Below are 16,850 nucleotides of genomic sequence, written 5' to 3'. Positions count from 1 at the left end.
CTACCGGACGCGCACCAAGACGCGGACACTGTGCCGGGGGTCCTTGCCAAGACGGTCCAGAAGTCCCGCGACTACTGGTGGAGCGTCGGGGCCTGCATGAGCTGTCGCCGCTTCGGCCAGAGTACGGCGCACTCGGACGCTCGGGTCTGCGGCAAGACGAGCCGTGGTATCGGCAAAGCGCTGGGGCTGCTGCATACACAGCACTGCGCTGAGCTGCCGAGCCGTGACATGGCTGTGGTTGGCCAGAGAGCGGGCGTCAATGTCCCCTGTGACGTCGCTTGGGAGGCTGTTGAGTGTCAGGGCTGCTTCCTGGACGTCATGGGCATCGTCGCTGCGCAGGAGTTCAACTGCCTGTTCTTTGACCCATTCCTGCTCGTCAGCTGTTGTCGCTGAGGCAGCAGCCAGGCGCAGTCCGGGGCCGCGCAGCGACGCGGATCCCAGGTTGATCTTCAAGGTACTGAGGGGGTGGGCCTGGCCCGTGAACTCGTCGAGTCGGCTTCCGTCGAGCGCGCCCAGGGCAAAGGGCTGACTCGCACGGAAGATGGTGCCCTTGGTCTCCGACTCTTGGTCGACGACGAGATTGCGGGCGCCGGTCAAAGCGTCCTGCCGGTTGGACGCCGACTCTCGTCGATCACGCGCCACGGCAAGGAGCTTGTTCAGGCAGGCTCGCTGATCATCGGAGGCGAGGTGACAGACCATGGCCGAGTCGGGAACCATCGTGCTGCCCAGGGACATGGAGTTGGGCTCCGGCTCAGGCCGACTCAGGATGCGATCCCGAGCCGTCCTGGCGCGCTCCTGCACGTCGGGATGGCCGGGGGTGAGGGCGGCCTGGATCACGTTGGACAGGTAGTGTTCCCGCTTGACCAGCTCGTCGGCTCGCCCGCGCAGGGTGTTCTGTTCGTCATCGCTCAGCGGGCTGCAGGAGGCAGTGCCGACAGCCGAGCTGTCGCCCTGCGGCCAGGCGCCCAGTAGGCGCAGCGTCTGATCCCTTAGAAGTACGTTCAGAGCTTTGTCGGTGTGGACGTCGGCGAGATCGAACAGCCTGGTGAGGGCGCGCATGGCGAGTTCGGGGTGTGCCATGGCGATGGCCACGCATGCGGTCGCGTGCTCGTCGTCGGTGTAACTGAACTGATGGGGTTGGCGGGGGACGTCGGAGCTGAGCAGGTCCAGCAGTGCTGCGGCCTGTTCAGGTGAGCTGCGCGAGGCGAGAGCGCAGGCGCTCTTCGCGGCCTGCACGGCCAGGGACCGTGTAGGCGAATCGACGAGTTCACCAGCCCTGCCGCGTACGGCCAGGTCCAGCATCTCCTCGAACAGCTCGTGGGCCGCCGCGTCCTCGCCCAGGTCGGCTTGTGCCGCAATGAGGGCTGCCCGTGCACGCAGGACCCACCACGGTTGGCTCACGCCGGGCACCAGGGGAAGCAGTTCATCTCCCATGCCCTTGGTGAGCTGTTCGAGCTTCTCGCTGCTTCCGGCGCGCTGGTAGTAGGCCGCGGCCAGGGCGGGTTCGCTGTGGTCGCGGTAGAGGTCCGCGAGCACCGTCACGGCTTCGCTCTCGTCCGCCCAACTCCCGGTGACCACGCTGTCGGCCAGCCAGCGCCGGGCCGCAAGGACCGCCTCGGTGGGCTTGCCCCTCACCAGCGCCGACATCGCCTGTGCTCTGGGGTCCCGGATGCGGTCCAACAGGCGACCGGTGCCCGTCGTGCGCAGCGCCTGGGCAAGGCGATGCTCGTCATCGATCTCGGTCATCCACGGTCCGTACCGTGCGTTGGCCGCTCGGATGGCGTAAAGCCAGTCGGCGGCCTCTTCGGCAAGTCCCGCGTGGATGCCGTCCTGGACGGCATCCCTCCAGTTCTCCACTGCTTCCTCTGCCCGGCCTTCGAGGGCGCAGCGTCGCGCCTCGCGCGCACTGACGAGTGCTGCGTGCCGGCCCTTCATCCGGTGCCATCTGGCCTCGCGGAGCAGCTCCTGCCGTTGCGCGATGTCGTATTCGGCTCGCAGCAGACGCAGGCGCACAACAATGTCCTGCGTCTGTTCCGTTACTGGCTGGTCTTTTGCCTGTGCGAGGGCTGCGCTGATGAGGCCGTCGAGTTCCTCGAGCGTATGGAACTCGGTGGCGAGCCGGTACTCGCCGAGCATGAGGACCAGAAGCGGCCGGTAGTCGGGAACGCGTTTGTCGCCGGCTTCCAGGGCGGGGGCCAGACGGCTCATGGTCAGAGGGTGGGCGATGTCCTGGACGGCCGCGTTGATGAGAGCGGCGTGACGTGCCGTGACCGAAGCCTCTGGCGTGCCGGAGCTGGCCGCGTCGCGGGCGAACTGCTCCAGCTGGTGGGCCAGGATCCGTGCCTGATCGCTGTCTCCGTGGTGGAGTGCGGCTGCGGCAAGTTCGGCCGCCAAGCCGGCTGCCTCGTCGAACAGACCGCCCTCTTGGAGCGCCTCGAGCTGCTTTCTCCGCAAGACGGTGGCATGTCCCCGGTACCCGGCGACGTACAGCCGGTTCGCCAAGTCTCCGTAGAGCCTGGCTGACTCCGCCGGTGCCTCGGTCCGCCTGCTGTCCGCGGCCCGCAGCATCGGCGCCACATCGTCGGTGTTGAGGGGCCCGACGAGGACCCTCTCGGCTTGCTCCTGCCGGTCCGGCGGTGGAGCCGGCACCCCTGGCAGCGGAGAGCCCGTGCAGAAGTCGGCCGCCGTCTCCCGCGTCCAGAACTGGGCGACGATGTCGCCGCAGTAGCGCAGGTGCTGGTTGATCTGCTCGGCTCCCCACAGGTCCAAGTCGAGATCAGAATATTGGAGCTGAAGCGCGGCCAGCTCGTCGGCCAGCTGCGTGGCCTCGGTGGAGGCAGAAGTCGCCACAATCAGATGGCCGGCATCGAAGGGACGCCGACCGACGGCGAACTTCTCGACCGCCTTGCGCAGGTCCCTTGCGGTGAACGCCGCGTAGTCCTTGCACTGGATGACCGTGTAGTCACCCGTCGGCTCCCGACCAGCCAGGTCGATGCCGTGCTGCTCTTGCCCCTGGACCCCGTAACGCCGAAAGCGGATGTCCCGCAGGCCCAGCACACGGCGGGCCAGGGCCAGCATCAGCTTCTCGAAACGGTCCCAGCCAAGATGCAGATCCAGATCCGCCCCCGCAGGCGTGCGCCCTGGGGAACCGGCCGGAGGAGGAGTGCGCAGGTTCGGATCTCCGGCACATGGCGCCCAGACGTTCGCGGCCGGTCCACGATCACCGCTGGTGCCCTCAGACTCTCGCAGTGTGCCGGATTCGGAGAGGTTCGGCTTTGTCACAACTGCATCGTCGCACCCGGCACTGACAACGCCCGGGACACGGACAGGCGCGCGAAGGCGCACGACGATGCGGAAGCGCACGATCAGGCGCTGATAGCTCAGGGATCGGCGGTGGACGCTGGCTTCAGTCGGCGTGTCGCTGCGTGGGATCGAGCGGCTCAAGACAGCGCGTACGAGGGGCAGCCGAAGGCGGGCCGTGGTGCGCTGGTCGGGGTGGGGCCCATCCAGGGGTGCGGGGGTGACCTTGTCGTCGCCTGCGACAGCCAGAGCCTGCTTCAGATGGGCCAGGTCCGGAATGACCACCCTCGGTCGCACGTACTCCGGCTCCTGCACTCCCTTGATCGGTCATCCACCATCGCACCCTTATCGTAGGCGTCCCGCAGAATCGTCTTGAGGGTGCGCAGGCGGACGAGCGCGTCGGCAGCGCTCTATCAACGTCCATATCGTTCCGCGCCTGGGTTCACGGAAGCTGATATTCGTCACGCCGCTCGTTGTGGAGCGTTTCCTGGACGAGTTGGAGGCCGACGGTGTCGGCGAGGCAATCAGGTCAACATATTCGGTCATCCGGCGCTGCCGGGGCAGCCACTGCTTCGCGTATTCCGACACCGTCTTCTGCCCCAGCTCCCGGCGGACTTCCGCGACAGACGGCGCCGTGCGCTTCTTCTCCAGGTAGATCTGCGTGAGGCGTTCGATCGCATCGTCCTGCGTGTCGAACCCGCCCTCCTCGACCTGCTTCCCCGGCCATTGCGGAAACGGATCGTGTACGGGTGCGGGCACCGCGCCGGCCTGGCACAGCCGCATTCCTTGAAGGACGACCCCACACCGCGAGCGAGCTGACGAGCCACGAAGCAACCCTTCCGAGCGGGAGCGAGGCATCTGCGCCCAGGCCACCGCCTCGGCGGTCACCAGGTCAGCAAGCTAGGACGCTTGCGCGCCCAATGCTGACCACTTGCTGACTTGAGCGACCTGATCACGCCTCTGAGCTGCGCAAATGCCCAAATACTAGATCTTGGACTTGAGAACAGTGCGCAGCACTTTGGACTCCTATGTGACGGCTCCCCGCCGCTTTCTGCAGGTCAGGGGCGTTGTTCACTGTACACCGACACCCCTCGCACTCGAAGATGCTGAGGAATATAGATCCCTCTTGGCAAGAAGGTTCAAAAAGGTTCCCCGCCTGCGCTTCCGCGGAGAATCCGGCTGACACCTGCCTCGGGAAGTGCAGGACCCATGCTGACCAGATGCTGACTTACCTGACGATGCGCCAGGCAGGCACTTCGTTGCACACGGAGGCATCCTCTGTATCGGCCTGGAAGCCGTCCAACGCACCCGTCAGCCTGGGACTTCACCCGGCGCCCGAAGATCAAGGCGGTCGAGTGGGCCTGCGACTGGCTGATGCCTCACCGGCGCCTGTGAAACACCCGATCCGGGCAACCGTGATGCGAACCAGGTCCCGGTTGTTACCAGTTGCCGCTTGGTATACAGATGCCGCGCATCCGCAGAACCGGACCGCCGGTGCGCAAGGCCCGAAACCCGCATCGGGCAAGGGCCGGCGGACACGGGCGACGCCTACGCTTCCCGCAGGGACTGGATGACGCGGCCGCTGACCTGGTGCGGCAGGACACGGACCCACAAGTCGCGCCTTCCCCCCGCCCAGGGGCCGGCCCCGCGCCTTCGTGCCAGGGCCTCCAGCGACTCGTGTTCAGTCGGGTGCTCGGCGGTGCCTGCCAGCAGGACGCTCCAGCCCAAGCCGGTCTGCTCGTCGACGTGGTCGGCCTCGAAGGCGACTGGCTCTCCGGCTCGGATTCCCGCCACGCCGGCCGGATCCGTGCGGTAGACGACGCTTCGCCCGTCCACGAGGAAGTTGACCGGTACCACCACCGGAGCTTCCTTGCCCGGGTCGGCCGTGTAGGAGATCCGGCCGATCCCGTGCGTTCCCAGCCGCTGCCAGCACTCCTGCTCGGACAGCCGCACCAGGACCGGATGTGCGGCCGGCCCTCCCCGACCCTGCGGTGCGTCGGTCCGGCCGGTCGTCAGCTCTTCGTAGGACACCTCCAACACGACCGCGAGCCGTGCGAGCGCCCCGGGGTCGAAGTCGCCGGCCCGGCTCTCGATCTCCCCCAAATACGTCGTGGACATGCCCGCCCGCCTGGCCAGCTCGTCGCGAGAGATGCCCAGCTGCTGGCGCCTCACCGCCATCCGGTCGGCCATACGGCCGGCCTCGGAGGAGGGCTGAGCCCTGTCACCTGACCGTTCTGGATCGGCGTGCACGACTGTCCGCTCCGTTCCTTCCGCCTTCCTCCAAGAGGAACAGAAGCACCGTCCGTTCGCCAGCGCAGTGAACCGCGGCGGAGTCGACCGCACGGCGTGCGGCCGGACCCGTTCCCGCACGGGACTCGTGCGCGCCGAAGGTCCCGCGGGCCGGGGCCGGGCGGAACCGATGGGTGGCCCGTATGGCCTTTCCCGCTGACCGCACGCTCGATGAACGCTGGAGGTGGCGAAGTAAGTCGTGCGGCGAGACGACCGCGAGACGGTCCTGCGGGCGCCGCGAGCACAGAACGGAAGCCGACGGAAGGCAACCTCAGCACCCTGATGTCCGGTCGGGGGGCCGGGCCGTCGGCGGGTCACCAGGAGGGCTCCATGGTTCAGGTTCAACTCGACCGGCAGACAGTGACCACCTTGGTGGCCGAAGCCACGGCAGCCCCGTCCATGCACAACGCGCAACCGTGGCGTTTCCGTTTCCTCGCAGCCGAACGTCTCGTACTGTTGCGCGCCGACCCGGATCGGGCCATGCCCCGGTCCGACCCCGGGAACCGGGCGCTGCACATCGGCTGCGGGGCGGCGCTCTTCAACCTTCGCGTCGCCGCGGTGCACGCGTCCCTGGTGCCACGTACCCGATTGCTTCCCGACCCGCGGGACCCGCTGCTTCTCGCGTCCGTTCAGCTGGCCGATCTGTCGGAGGCACCGCAGGAGAAGGATCTGTGGCGGCTGCACCCGGCGATACGACAGCGGCGCACAAGCCGTCACCCGTTCTCCGAGAAAGACGTCCCCGAGAGCGTCCGGGCCACGTTGCAAGCGGCCGCGGCTCGAGAAGGGGCGACTTTGCTCTTCCCTGGTCCGTGGCATGTCGAAACCCTGCTCGAACTGGTCCGCGATGCCGAGAGCCGCGATCTGGTGCGCGCGGAAGGGAACGAGGACCTGGTGCGCTGGACAAGGCTGGGCAGTGGGGTGGACACCGCTGTCGACGGCGTCCCCGCGTACGCCTTCGGGCCGCGCAGGCGGGACGGCAAGGCCCCGGTGCGCGACTTTTCCGGACGTGGGCAGGTGCCCGATCGAGGAGATGCGGACTTCGAGCGCACTTTCCGTCTGGCTCTGCTCGGTACCCGCAGTGACGGACCCAGGGACTGGCTGATGGCCGGCCAGGCACTGGAACGCGTTCTGCTGGAGAGCACCCTGGCGGGTCTGTCCACGTCCTTGACCTCGCATCCGCTGGAGGACCGGGAGCTGCGCCTGCTGGCCCGGGACCCCGGATCAGGGGTCGGCCATGTACAGATGGTGCTTCGTCTGGGCTACGGGCCGAAGGGGCCGGCCACGCCTCGACGGCCCGTACCGGATGTATTGAGTATTGGCTGAGGGACGCTCTCCCCCACTCGGGCCGGCCGGCACGGGCGACGCACTGGGCCGGCCACGCCCGGATGCAGCACGAAGGGCGATGAGGTACCCCTCAAGGGAGAACGCAGCATGTTCACACAGAGCGGAGGCTGCCTGTGATGACGTCAACCGTCGGTGCGGGCCCTGCCGCACGAAAGGTTCGCTGTGCCTGAGCCGGGGCGCCGCGAGGATCCGGCCGTGGCACAGCGCGCGGACGTCCGCGAGACGCACACCGCGGTGGTCTTCTTCGTGGAAGATCGCGTGTACAAGCGCAAGAAGCCGGTGGATCTGGGGTTCCTGGACTACACCACCCTGTCGTCGCGTCGCGCCGTGTGCGAGCGCGAGATCGACCTCAACCGGCGGTTCTCTCCGGACGTGTACATGGGCCTGGGCGAGCTCCGTACCCCGGGTGAGCAAGAGGCCGAGCCGCTCGTGGTGATGCGGCGCATGCCCGATGATCGCCGCCTGTCTCACCTCGTACGGACGGGAGCACCCGTCGATGAGGCGCTACGGGCAGTCGCCAGGCAACTGGCCGCATGGCACGCCACCGCGCCCCGTGGTCCCGGCATCGCGGACCAGGGCACCCGGGACGCCCTGGCGTCGCGTTGGGAGGCCGGCTTCGCGCAAGTCGACAGCATGGCGATCGAGGGTCCGACGCCGGGCGGGACGGCGGAGGTCGAACGGCTGGTCCGTCGCTATCTCGCGGGACGCAAGCCCCTGTTCGATCTGCGCATCGATCAGGGGCGAGTGCTCGACGGGCACGGTGACCTCCTCGCCGACGACATCTTCTGCCTCGATGACGGGCCGCGGATCCTCGACTGCCTGGAGTTCGACGACCGTCTCCGGTACGTCGACGGTCTCGACGACGCCGCGTTCCTGGCCATGGACCTCGAACTGCTCGGTGCGCCCGAGTCCGCGGCGTTCTTCCTCACCCAGTACAGCGAGTACTCGGGTGACCCCGCGCCGCCGTCCTTGTGGCACCATTACGTCGCCTACCGTGCCTTCGTCCGAGCCAAGGTGTCCCTGATCCAGGCGCGGCAGGGCGCGCCCGGCGCGCAGGCGGCGGCGATGCGGCTCGTCCTGATGGCGCTGCGCCATCTGAGGGCCTCGGCCGTCGGCCTGACGCTCGTCGCCGGACTGCCGGGCACGGGGAAGTCCACGCTGTCCGGCGCGCTGGCCGACCGTCTCGGAGCGGTACTGCTCAGCAGTGACCGCCTGCGCAAGGAGATGGCGGGGCTCTCCGCGCAGCAGACCGCCGCGGCCGACTACGGCGAGGGGCTGTACACCCCCGAGTGGACGGCCAGGACCTACGCCGAACTACTGGAGCGGGCAGCGGCCCTTCTGGCCATGGGCGAATCCGTGGTTCTGGACGCCACGTGGGTCGACTCGGCCCAGCGTGAGGCGGCACGGCGCACCGCCGAGAACGCCGGCGCCGACCTCGTGGCCCTGCACTGCCACGTGCCCGGCGCCGTGGCAGCTGCCCGTCTGACCACCCGTACCTCCGGCGCGTCCGATGCCGACCTCGGCGTGGCCGACGCCATGGCGGCCGAAGAACAGCCATGGGCCGAGGCGGTCGGCGTCGACACCAGCGGCTCCCTGGGCTCCGCGGTCGCCCAGGCTCTGGCAGCTGTCCGGCCCTGGGGTCCGGACCAGGCCAAGGTGTTCCGGCGTCCCTATATGGAGCCGGGCTGACGTACGACAACGTCCGACCGTCCCTGTGAGGGGCCGATCGTCACTCGCCCCGGTGGACACGCCGCGCTTCCATGGAAGGAGCGGAACGACGTTGACGCGCCGCACGGACCGAGGTGCCCATGAACCGCTTCCTCCTCGTCGCGCGAGTGCGCAGCTCGACGGCGGCGCTCGCATCCCCCCGACTCGAGCACGGCCTCCTCGTTGTCACGACTGCGGCTCTGGTGGGTGGGGGCGTCGCCCATTTCCTCGACGCCACCGGCCTGGCGGCCCTCTTCTGGGGGCTGGGCACCGTGTCCGCCTTCGTCCCCGCGGTGGGCTGGGTACTGGTCGCACTCCGGCGCGGGCACGCGGGCGTGGACCTGATCGCCGTACTCGCGCTCGGGGGCACCCTGGCCGTCGGTGAGTACCTGGCCGGGACCTTGATCGCGCTCATGCTGGCCACGGGCCGCACTCTGGAGGTAGCTGCTCAGCGCCGTGCCTCCCACGACCTGCACTCCCTGCTCGCGCACGCCCCTCACTCGGCACGCCGTCGCACCGACGACGTGGTCAGGGTGCCGCTGGGAGAGGTCGCTCCCGGGGACGCACTGGTCGTCGGTCCGGGTGAGGTCGTCCCGGTCGACGGCCGCGTCGAAAACGCCGAAGCGGTCCTCGACGAGTCGGTGCTCACCGGTGAACCACTCCAGGCCACGCGGCACCGGGGTGAGGTGGCACGCAGCGGCGCGGTCAACGCCGGCGGCGCGTTCGAGCTGCGCGCCACCGCCACCGAACAGGACAGCACCTACGCCGGCATCGTGCGCGTCGCCCGCCAGGCCGGCGCGGAATCGGCGCCGGTGGTGCGGCTGGCGGACCGGTACGCTGCCTGGTTCCTTCCGCTGGCCCTCGCCACGGCGGCACTGGCGTGGCTGGTCAGTGGCTCCGCGGTGCGCGCGGTCGCCGTTCTGGTGGTCGCCACCCCCTGCCCCCTGCTGCTGGCCGCTCCGGTCGCCGTCGTCTCCGGTCTCTCCCGTGCCTCTCGCCGCGGTGTGGTCGTCCGGGACGGTGGAGCACTGGAGAACCTGGGCCGGGCCCGCACCCTCCTGCTGGACAAGACGGGGACCCTGACCGTGGGCCGCCCTTGCGTCCGGGACGTGGTGGCCGCACCGGGTCACGTGCCGACGGAGGTCTTGCGAACGGCCGCCTCGCTGGACCAGGCACACCGGCTGCTCACCGAGCGGCTCCTGCCGCACGAGTACGCCGAGGAGCATGAGCTCCACCCGGCCCTCGCCCCGTCCCTCGGTGGCCCCGAGTCCACCGCCACGATGAGCCGCGCGCACACCGAGATCGGACGTCTGTCCCGCCGCATCGCCAGCCACCTGCAGCTCGCCCGCGCCAACGGCGGCCTGGCCCCCGAACAGCTGGACGACCTCCGCTCCTGCCTGTACGGCCTCAACACCGTGCTGCGCCTGCACTTCACCCAGGAGGAGGAGAGCTACTTCTCCTTGGCCCCGTGGCGTGGGCCCCACGCCGAACCGGCTGTGCTTCCAATGCCCTGCCCGCGGCGGTCAGGGCGCCGATGGCCCGAGTGAACTCAGTACCGCCTCGAGACGGCGGCCGGCCTCCTCGGCGACCGGCGCCATGGCGTCGAGACCCGTGAGGGTGACCATGGTTTCGGGGTCGATGGCCTCCACAATCACCCGGTCGCCGTCGCCACGAACGACGACGTTGCAGGGCAGGAGGAGCCCTACGGAGCGGTCGGCGTCCAGCGCTCGGTGCGCCAGAGGCGGATTGCAGGCTCCGAGGATCAAATAGGGCTCCATGTCCTGGTCCAGCTTGGCCTTGAGGGTGGCCTGTACGTCGATCTCGGTCAAGACTCCGAAACCCTGGTCGGCCAGGGCCTGGCGGACGTCCTGCTGCACCTGCTCGAAGGGCCCTTCCAGCGTGATGGCACGGCCGTAACGCATGGTCTTCCTCCCGGCTTCCGAGGCTATTGGGGTACCCGGCGCGCGGACTTCTTCACGCGCGCCCCATGGGGTTGGTTCAAGCAGGTCAGGCGCAGGCTGAGGGTGGCGCGGACAAGCCGGTGAGGCCGTCGGAACGCCGTCGACGGGCTACGCGCGGTCTCCCCCGGACCGGCAGACGTACGTCCGGACCACGCGGCTCACTTGTGTGAGGGTCCCCGACGCGGCCTCGGGTTCCGAGGCCGCACATCGAAGGCGTCAGGTCGTCTGTGGCACCACGGCGACCGGGCAGGCCGCGTGCTGCAGCAGCGTGTGGGTGACCCGCCCGAGCTGAAGACCGAAGTGTCCCGACCTGTGGCGTGCCCCAAGGACGACGAGGTCGGCGGCGGCCGTCTGGTGGACGAGCACCTTGCGGGCCGGCCCTTCGATCGTCGTCTTGCGCACCCTCACGCCCGGGTGTTCCGCAGCGGCTTCGGCCACCAAAGTGTCGATCAGAGCGGATGCCCGTTGCTCGTGCTGATCCTCGGAGTCTCCGCTCGGTGCCCCGTCGTCGGCGTTCTCGTACGCCGGGCACCGCCAGGCCCGTACGACATCCAGCTCGCAACCTCGTACATCGGCCTCTCGGAAAGCGAACCGCACGGCCGCACCGCTGGTGTCGGGGTCGCCGGCGCCCAGCAGGACACGCTCGTGGGAGCCGGACAGCGCCGACTTCTCACCCCTGACGACGACCACCGGGCAGTCGGACCGGGAGGCGACGGCGAGGCTGACCGAGCCGAGGAGGGCCCCCTTCAGCTCGCCACGACCCCGTGATCCGGTGACCACGGCGGCGGCGTGCCTGCCTTCGGCCAGGAGGGCGGACACCGCTTCGGCCGGCACCGTGTCGGTTTCGACCGTGAGGCTGGGATCGTATCGCCGGACGCGCTCCGCAGCGGTGCCGACAATGTTCTCAGCCATCACCTGCTCGGAGGGGCGCTCTCGGCCCATCGCCGGCAGTGCTCCCTCGTACCGCTCCCAGAGAGAGGCATAGATCAAGCGCAACGTGAGCCCATGGCGCTGTGCCTCGTCGACCGCCCAGTCGATGGCCAGGAGGCTGCCGTCCGAGCCGTCGACGCCTACCACCAGGGGAAGTGCCATCTTCCCCACCGCCCTTCTCTCTTCTCGCCGGTTCGCGCAGCCGGGGCTGCACCTTCACGGTGACACCGGGCGCCCGGGTCCGGCAGGGGCGATCGGGTCACTACGAGGGACCTTCGGCCCCAGTGACCGGTTCTCCGGCGGGAGTGTGTCCGCCGCGCTCCGCGGGCCATCACGACGGAAGGCGGATGGACAGATGGTCACCTTCGCGTTGTCCCCCGTCGCCAGTCACGGAGCTGGGCCGGTCGACCCACCCGTACAGGCCGACTCGGCCCCGTACCGAGGTCGGCGGACCCATGGCCCGCAGCAGGCCCCCGGAGGGATCATGCAGACAGGGGCAGCGCGAGACGAGGCGATCGTGATGCAACGGATCCAGGTGACAAAGCGGCCCCGACCGCCACGACGGCCGGATCCTCCTGACCTGCGCACGCCGTCGGGCCGACGGATGCCCTACTTAGGGCCTGTCCCCCGGCTCAGGTCCCGGCGAAGAACGTGGTGCGCCATCGGCGTACGCGGGATCTGGTGCGTGCCTGTGCGAGGCGCGTAGGGCGGCAGCATGACGGGGCCGGTCGGCCCTTCCACCCCGGCGATCCGCGTGGTGTGCTGGAGGTGGCGGGAAGGACAGCAGGGACACGGGGAAACGGTCGGAATCCGTGCACCGTGCGATCAGGATCCGCGAGAAGCGGATGCCCTTCCCGCTCTTGACGCGCCCTGGCTGCACCTCCCCTGCGCGGCATCTCCGGCGGCCCGGATCCTCTCCCTCTGCCCGGGCCGGGCTCCTCTCGTCGTGGCACCCGGATGGCCCCACTTGCCCGGGGCCGACGGCCCCTTGGCAGTGCCCGGAAGGCCCGTGGTGCCAGGGGCGCACACGCGACAGGCTGGTACCGGGGAAGAGCAGCCGCACATGGCAGCCGCCCGAACGACCGCTCCCCGAGGGCCGCGGGAAGGAGACGAAACGATGACCTCCACAACCACCCTCCCGATAGCCATGCCGGCGCAGCACCGCGAACGCCTGCTGCGGCTCGCGCGCGAAGTCTCGTTCCCGTCGAGTGCGCGGCTGTTCGAAGAGGGCCAGCCGGCCGATCGCTTCTGGATCATCCGCACCGGAACGGTCGTTCTGGACATCCGCGTCCCCGATGGCCGTAACGCCGTCGTCGACTCGCTGGGCCACGGCGAACTGCTCGGCTGGTCCTGGCACTTCCCGCCGTACCAGTGGCATCTGGGCGCCGAGGCACTCAGCCCGGTACGGGCCTGGGAGTTCGACGCGAAGACCGTCCTGACCGTGAGTGCCGAGCACCCCGGGTTCGGCCGGGCGGTCGCGACCTGGGTCGGACAGGTGGTGGCCGACCGCCTGCAGAAGACGCGCATCCGTCTGTTGGACCTGTACGCCCCGCACGGCAGCGGAATCCTGCCGTGAGTAGGGCTCCTGAGACCGAGCCGAGGAGGAAGCCATGCTCAACAGCCCTCACACGGTGAGTGACGTGATGACGCACACGGCCGTGGCCGTGGGTCCACAGGCTCCGTTCAAGGACATCATCGCGCTCATGGACCAGTGGAAGGTCAGCGCCCTGCCCGTACTCGAGGGCGAGGGACGAGTGATCGGTCTCGTTTCCGAGGCCGACCTGCTGCCCAAGGAGGAGTTCCGGGACAGTGACCCGGACCGCTTCACTCAGATGCGCCGCCTTACCGATCTGGCCAAGGCGGGCGGTCTGACCGCGGCGGACGTGATGACGGCCCCGGCCGTCACCGTCCACCCCGACGCCACCCTCGCCCAAGCCGCGCGCATCATGGCGCAACGGAAGGTCAAGCGGCTGCCCGTCGTCAACGCCGAGGGACTTCTCGAGGGTGTCGTCAGCCGAGCCGACCTGTTGAAGGTGTTCCTGCGCACGGACGACGACATCGCCGAAGAGGTCGGCCAGGAGGTCGTCGCACCGCTCTTCCCCTCACCGGCGGACGCCGTCCGGGTGGAGGTGTCGGACGGCCTCGTCACTCTCAGAGGAAGGGTCAAGGACACCTCGTTGGTGCCCGTGACCGCCCGCCTGGTGCGCGCCGTGGAGGGTGTCGTCGACGTCCGGTGGGACCCGACGGACGTCGAAGCCCCTACCGAGAGGTGAAGGGACTCATCGAGTACCTGACCAGCGCGAACTCAGTCAGGCCTGCGCCGATGGCGATTCGCGTCTACGCGTACGGCGATCACCGACCCGGAGTCCGTCTCGTACCGGTACGCACCCGTGGTGAGCTTGTCGAGAGCTGACGGACCGCCGCCGGCGATGTCCATGGTGCGACGGACAGGGCGCGAGTGGCCGGGTGTTCGCCTTCGCCCCACCCATCACCTGCCCTCCGACGCGTGCCTGTGCTCCTCCTGCATGAGATCCGGTTCCGTGACCGGGCGGTGCCGGGGGCCAGTCAGCGCGCACCGCACGTCCACGACGCCCTCGACCGAGCGCACCAGCCGTTCGGCCAGCGGAACGAGCGAGGTGTCCGGCACCCGGCCGGTGAGGGTGACGACTCCCTCGTGCACCTCCACACGCACCGATCCGAGTCCTTCCGGGAACCGGCTCCCGACGATCTCCCGGCGGACCTCCTCGGCGATGTCGGGATCGGACCGCAGGAACACCCTGAGCAGGTCCGCGCGGCTGACGATGCCCTGGAGTACGCCTTCCTGGTCGACGACGGGGAGGCGCTTGACCCTGTGACGTGCCATGAGGCGGGCAGCCCGGGCCACAGGTGCCTCCGGCTGGACGGTCACGGCGGGAGTGGTCATCAGGTCCTCCGCGGTGACAGCCCGCGCCTTCGCCAGTGCCCCGGGGGTCCGGCTCCGGGGGCCGCGCTTGTGGTCGCTGTCGCGGAATTCCTCCTTGCGCAGCACGTCGGCCTCGGAGACGACACCGATTACATGGCTTCCGGAGTCGATGACGGGAAGTGCACTGATCCGCTGCGTCTCCATGGTCCTGACGATGTCCTTGAACGTCGCTCCACCGGCCAGGGCGATAACCCTGCGGGTCATGACGTCGTCGACTCTGCAGACGTGGCCGTCCATGGCTTCCTCCCACCCGGGTGGAGAGTGTCCCGACACCTACAGGGTCCGTCACCGTTGCCGCGGACGCATGGGGCCGAGTGGCCACGGGGAGTGGCCGGCCGGCCCTTCCCCACGCCCCGGGGCGCCGGTGAGGCTTGTGGTGACCGGGCACGAGTGGCTACGGGCGGGTGAGGACCATGTCGGATGTGACCACTACGGACCTGTACGAAGTCACCATGGCCCTGTCCTACCTACTCGAAGACATGAGCCGGCCCGCGACGTTCAGTCTGTTCGTGCGTGACCTGCCCCCCGAACGCGGGTTTCTCGTCAGCGCGGGCATCGTACCGGCGCTCGACTACCTCGGCGCCTTCCGCGTCACCTCGGCGGACGTGGAGGACTTCGCCTCCGCGCTGCACCGGCCGTACGCCGACCTCTCCCCGCTGTGCGGGACGACGTTCACCGGCGAGGTCCGCGCCATACCCGAGGGACGTGTCGTGTTCGCCGGAGAACCACTGCTGGAAGTCACCGCGCCGCTCGCGCAGGCCCAGCTCGTGGAGACCTTCCTGCTCAACCAGGTCTCGCATCAGACGGCCGTGGCGTCGAAGGCGGTGCGGTCCGTCCTGGCCGCCGCGGGGCGTCCGGTGATCGACTTCTCCCTGCGCCGCACCCACGGGACCTCCGCCGGAATGCAGGCCGCGCGCACGGCGTCGCTCACGGGTTTCGCGGGAACCAGCAACGTGGCGGCGGCGGTCCGCTGGGGGCTGCCCGCGTCCGGAACGATGGCGCACTCGTACGTCGAAGCCTTTCCCGACGAGGAGGCCGCCTTCCGCGCCTTCGCCCGCGCCCACCCGGGGCCGGTGACGTTCCTGGTGGACACGTACGACTCGGTACGCGGGGTCCGGACAGCGGCTCGTGTCCTGCGCGACCTCGGGCGGGGGCCGGGGTGCGCCGTACGGCTGGACAGCGGTGACCTCGGTGATCTCGCCCGTCGTGCGCGCGCCGAACTGGACCGTGCCGCCCTGCCCGGCGTCCGTGTCGTCGCCAGCGGCGGCCTGGACGAGTACGGGGTGGACGCCCTCGTCCGTTGCGGAGCGCCCATCGACGTGTACGCGGTCGGCACCCGTGTCGGCACGTCAGCCGACGCTCCGTATCTGGACTCGGCGTACAAGCTCGTGCAGTACGACGGCCGCCCGGTCATGAAACTGTCGTCCGCCAAGGTGACGTCGCCAGGACGCAAACAGGTCTTCCGGCGCCGGGGTGGTGACGACGTCATCGCCCTGTGGGACGAACCGGGTCCGGCCGGGGCGGAGCCACTGCTGCGCACGCTCATGCGTGACGGCCGGCGTCTCGGCCCACCGGACACCCTGCCGGAGGGACACGCCCGGCTGACGGCGGACCTGGCGAGCCTGCCCGCCGGTGCTGTGCGTATCCGGGCTCCCCGGCCGGCAAGAGCCGTGTTCTCCGAACGGCTGTCCGAGCTGACCGCGGACCTCACCGAGCGCCTCCGCTCGTCCTAGCCTCCGCCTGCGTGGCCGTGGCCCTGGCACGAAGTCGGGCCGGCCCTCTCTCCGCTGGCGCGGTGGCGTGCTACCGGGCAGCGTGGACAGGGGCGGACGACGCTTGTGAGTGAGGTGACCATGCAGTCCTCTGAGCCGACAGTACGGGTGGTCGTGGGGGTGGACGGGTCTCCGTCCTCCTATGCCGCGCTGCGCTGGGCCGATCGGTACGCACGTTCCGTCGGTGGTGTGGTGGAGGCGATCCACGTCTGGGACACACCGTCCGCCGTCGGTTTCACCGGTCCGGCCATCGATCCCGACTTCGACCTGGAGCAGGCGCGCGAGCGTTTCGCGGCGGAGCTGGACGTCATCTTCGCCAAGGAACGGCCGCCGGGTTTGCGGGAGGTCATCGTGGAGGGCGACCCGTCCGAGACCCTGATCCGCGCTTCACAGGGGGCCGAACTCCTCGTGGTCGGCCGCCGGGGCAGGGGCGCGTTCGCGCGGGCGATGCTGGGCTCGGTGAGCCAGCGCTGCGCTCAGCACGCGGCCTGCCCCGTCGTCGTCGTCCGCCAGGAAACGGAGACCGACCCGGCTCACTGATCCGTCTCCCCGGCGGACCGTTGGGCGACTGAGCCGGTGGCCACC

General features: G+C 69.5%; 13 protein-coding genes. 7 read left to right on the top strand and 6 right to left on the bottom strand.

Annotation, left to right across the window (positions count from 1 at the left end):
* The 3 genes from ACFYZ3_RS09305 to ACFYZ3_RS09295 form a co-directional block, all read right to left on the bottom strand.
* Positions 1–3,597 carry a hypothetical protein gene (locus ACFYZ3_RS09305; RefSeq protein WP_388514977.1) on the bottom strand — a complete coding sequence of 1,199 codons (3,597 nt, stop codon included), beginning with the start codon at positions 3,595–3,597 and terminating at the stop codon, positions 1–3.
* A gap of 48 nt (positions 3,598–3,645) precedes the next feature.
* Positions 3,646–4,083 (bottom strand): hypothetical protein, encoded by a 438-nt coding sequence (locus tag ACFYZ3_RS09300; protein WP_388514976.1) that lies wholly within the window; start codon positions 4,081–4,083, stop codon positions 3,646–3,648.
* Positions 4,084–4,848: 765 nt separating this feature from the next.
* Entirely contained in the window at positions 4,849–5,478 is a 630-nt protein-coding gene (locus tag ACFYZ3_RS09295) for a pyridoxamine 5'-phosphate oxidase family protein (protein WP_388514975.1), read from the bottom strand.
* 441 nt (positions 5,479–5,919) lie between these two features.
* Between ACFYZ3_RS09295 and ACFYZ3_RS09290 the strand changes: the two genes are divergently transcribed.
* From ACFYZ3_RS09290 to ACFYZ3_RS09280, 3 genes are all read left to right on the top strand, one after another.
* Positions 5,920–6,912 carry an Acg family FMN-binding oxidoreductase gene (locus tag ACFYZ3_RS09290; protein ID WP_388514974.1) on the top strand — a complete coding sequence of 331 codons (993 nt, stop codon included), beginning with the start codon at positions 5,920–5,922 and terminating at the stop codon, positions 6,910–6,912.
* A gap of 183 nt (positions 6,913–7,095) precedes the next feature.
* Positions 7,096–8,622 carry an AAA family ATPase gene (locus ACFYZ3_RS09285; RefSeq protein WP_388514973.1) on the top strand — a complete coding sequence of 509 codons (1,527 nt, stop codon included), beginning with the start codon at positions 7,096–7,098 and terminating at the stop codon, positions 8,620–8,622.
* Positions 8,623–8,741: 119 nt separating this feature from the next.
* On the top strand, positions 8,742–10,187 hold the full coding sequence (locus ACFYZ3_RS09280; RefSeq protein ID WP_388514971.1) for an HAD-IC family P-type ATPase: 1,446 nt from the start codon (positions 8,742–8,744) through the stop codon (positions 10,185–10,187).
* Here ACFYZ3_RS09280 and ACFYZ3_RS09275 read toward each other — a convergent pair.
* Both ACFYZ3_RS09275 and ACFYZ3_RS09270 read right to left on the bottom strand, forming a co-directional pair.
* Entirely contained in the window at positions 10,164–10,562 is a 399-nt protein-coding gene (locus ACFYZ3_RS09275) for a DUF302 domain-containing protein (RefSeq protein ID WP_388514970.1), read from the bottom strand. The genes ACFYZ3_RS09280 and ACFYZ3_RS09275 overlap by 24 nt on opposite strands.
* A gap of 255 nt (positions 10,563–10,817) precedes the next feature.
* Complete coding sequence (locus tag ACFYZ3_RS09270) at positions 10,818–11,702, bottom strand: universal stress protein (protein WP_142201480.1); 885 nt, start codon at positions 11,700–11,702, stop codon at positions 10,818–10,820.
* 946 nt (positions 11,703–12,648) lie between these two features.
* On the opposite strand from ACFYZ3_RS09270, the gene ACFYZ3_RS09265 reads away from it, so the two are divergent.
* Complete coding sequence (locus ACFYZ3_RS09265; protein WP_388514968.1) at positions 12,649–13,107, top strand: cyclic nucleotide-binding domain-containing protein; 459 nt, start codon at positions 12,649–12,651, stop codon at positions 13,105–13,107.
* Positions 13,108–13,141: 34 nt separating this feature from the next.
* Positions 13,142–13,804 (top strand): CBS domain-containing protein, encoded by a 663-nt coding sequence (locus tag ACFYZ3_RS09260; protein ID WP_385929501.1) that lies wholly within the window; start codon positions 13,142–13,144, stop codon positions 13,802–13,804.
* A gap of 215 nt (positions 13,805–14,019) precedes the next feature.
* Here the strand turns inward: ACFYZ3_RS09260 and ACFYZ3_RS09255 are convergent, their stop codons facing one another.
* On the bottom strand, positions 14,020–14,697 hold the full coding sequence (locus ACFYZ3_RS09255) for a CBS domain-containing protein (protein WP_385954952.1): 678 nt from the start codon (positions 14,695–14,697) through the stop codon (positions 14,020–14,022).
* 209 nt (positions 14,698–14,906) lie between these two features.
* Here ACFYZ3_RS09255 and ACFYZ3_RS09250 point away from each other — a divergent pair, with 209 nt between their 5' ends.
* The gene (locus ACFYZ3_RS09250) at positions 14,907–16,226 is read left to right on the top strand and encodes a nicotinate phosphoribosyltransferase (protein WP_388514966.1); all 1,320 of its coding nucleotides are present in this window, start codon (positions 14,907–14,909) and stop codon (positions 16,224–16,226) included.
* Positions 16,227–16,346: 120 nt separating this feature from the next.
* The gene (locus tag ACFYZ3_RS09245; protein WP_388514964.1) at positions 16,347–16,805 is read left to right on the top strand and encodes a universal stress protein; all 459 of its coding nucleotides are present in this window, start codon (positions 16,347–16,349) and stop codon (positions 16,803–16,805) included.
* The last annotated feature ends 45 nt before the right edge of the window (positions 16,806–16,850 follow it).

Origin of the sequence: Streptomyces sp. NPDC001599 (assembly GCF_042893535.1) — a bacterium.
GTDB lineage: Bacteria > Actinomycetota > Actinomycetes > Streptomycetales > Streptomycetaceae > Streptomyces.
The sequence above is the reverse complement of the archived record's forward strand: the minus strand, read 5'-3'. Positions and strand labels throughout refer to the sequence as shown.

Coding starts and splice junctions, on each gene's coding strand:
- ACFYZ3_RS09300 (WP_388514976.1), bottom strand. CDS start 4,083: ATGCGGCTGTGCCAGGCCGGCGCGGTGCCCGCACCCGTACACGATCCG.
- ACFYZ3_RS09295 (WP_388514975.1), bottom strand. CDS start 5,478: ATGGCGGTGAGGCGCCAGCAGCTGGGCATCTCTCGCGACGAGCTGGCC.
- ACFYZ3_RS09290 (WP_388514974.1), top strand. CDS start 5,920: ATGGTTCAGGTTCAACTCGACCGGCAGACAGTGACCACCTTGGTGGCC.
- ACFYZ3_RS09280 (WP_388514971.1), top strand. CDS start 8,742: ATGAACCGCTTCCTCCTCGTCGCGCGAGTGCGCAGCTCGACGGCGGCG.
- ACFYZ3_RS09275 (WP_388514970.1), bottom strand. CDS start 10,562: ATGCGTTACGGCCGTGCCATCACGCTGGAAGGGCCCTTCGAGCAGGTG.
- ACFYZ3_RS09265 (WP_388514968.1), top strand. CDS start 12,649: ATGACCTCCACAACCACCCTCCCGATAGCCATGCCGGCGCAGCACCGC.
- ACFYZ3_RS09260 (WP_385929501.1), top strand. CDS start 13,142: ATGCTCAACAGCCCTCACACGGTGAGTGACGTGATGACGCACACGGCC.
- ACFYZ3_RS09255 (WP_385954952.1), bottom strand. CDS start 14,697: ATGACCCGCAGGGTTATCGCCCTGGCCGGTGGAGCGACGTTCAAGGAC.
- ACFYZ3_RS09250 (WP_388514966.1), top strand. CDS start 14,907: ATGTCGGATGTGACCACTACGGACCTGTACGAAGTCACCATGGCCCTG.
- ACFYZ3_RS09245 (WP_388514964.1), top strand. CDS start 16,347: ATGCAGTCCTCTGAGCCGACAGTACGGGTGGTCGTGGGGGTGGACGGG.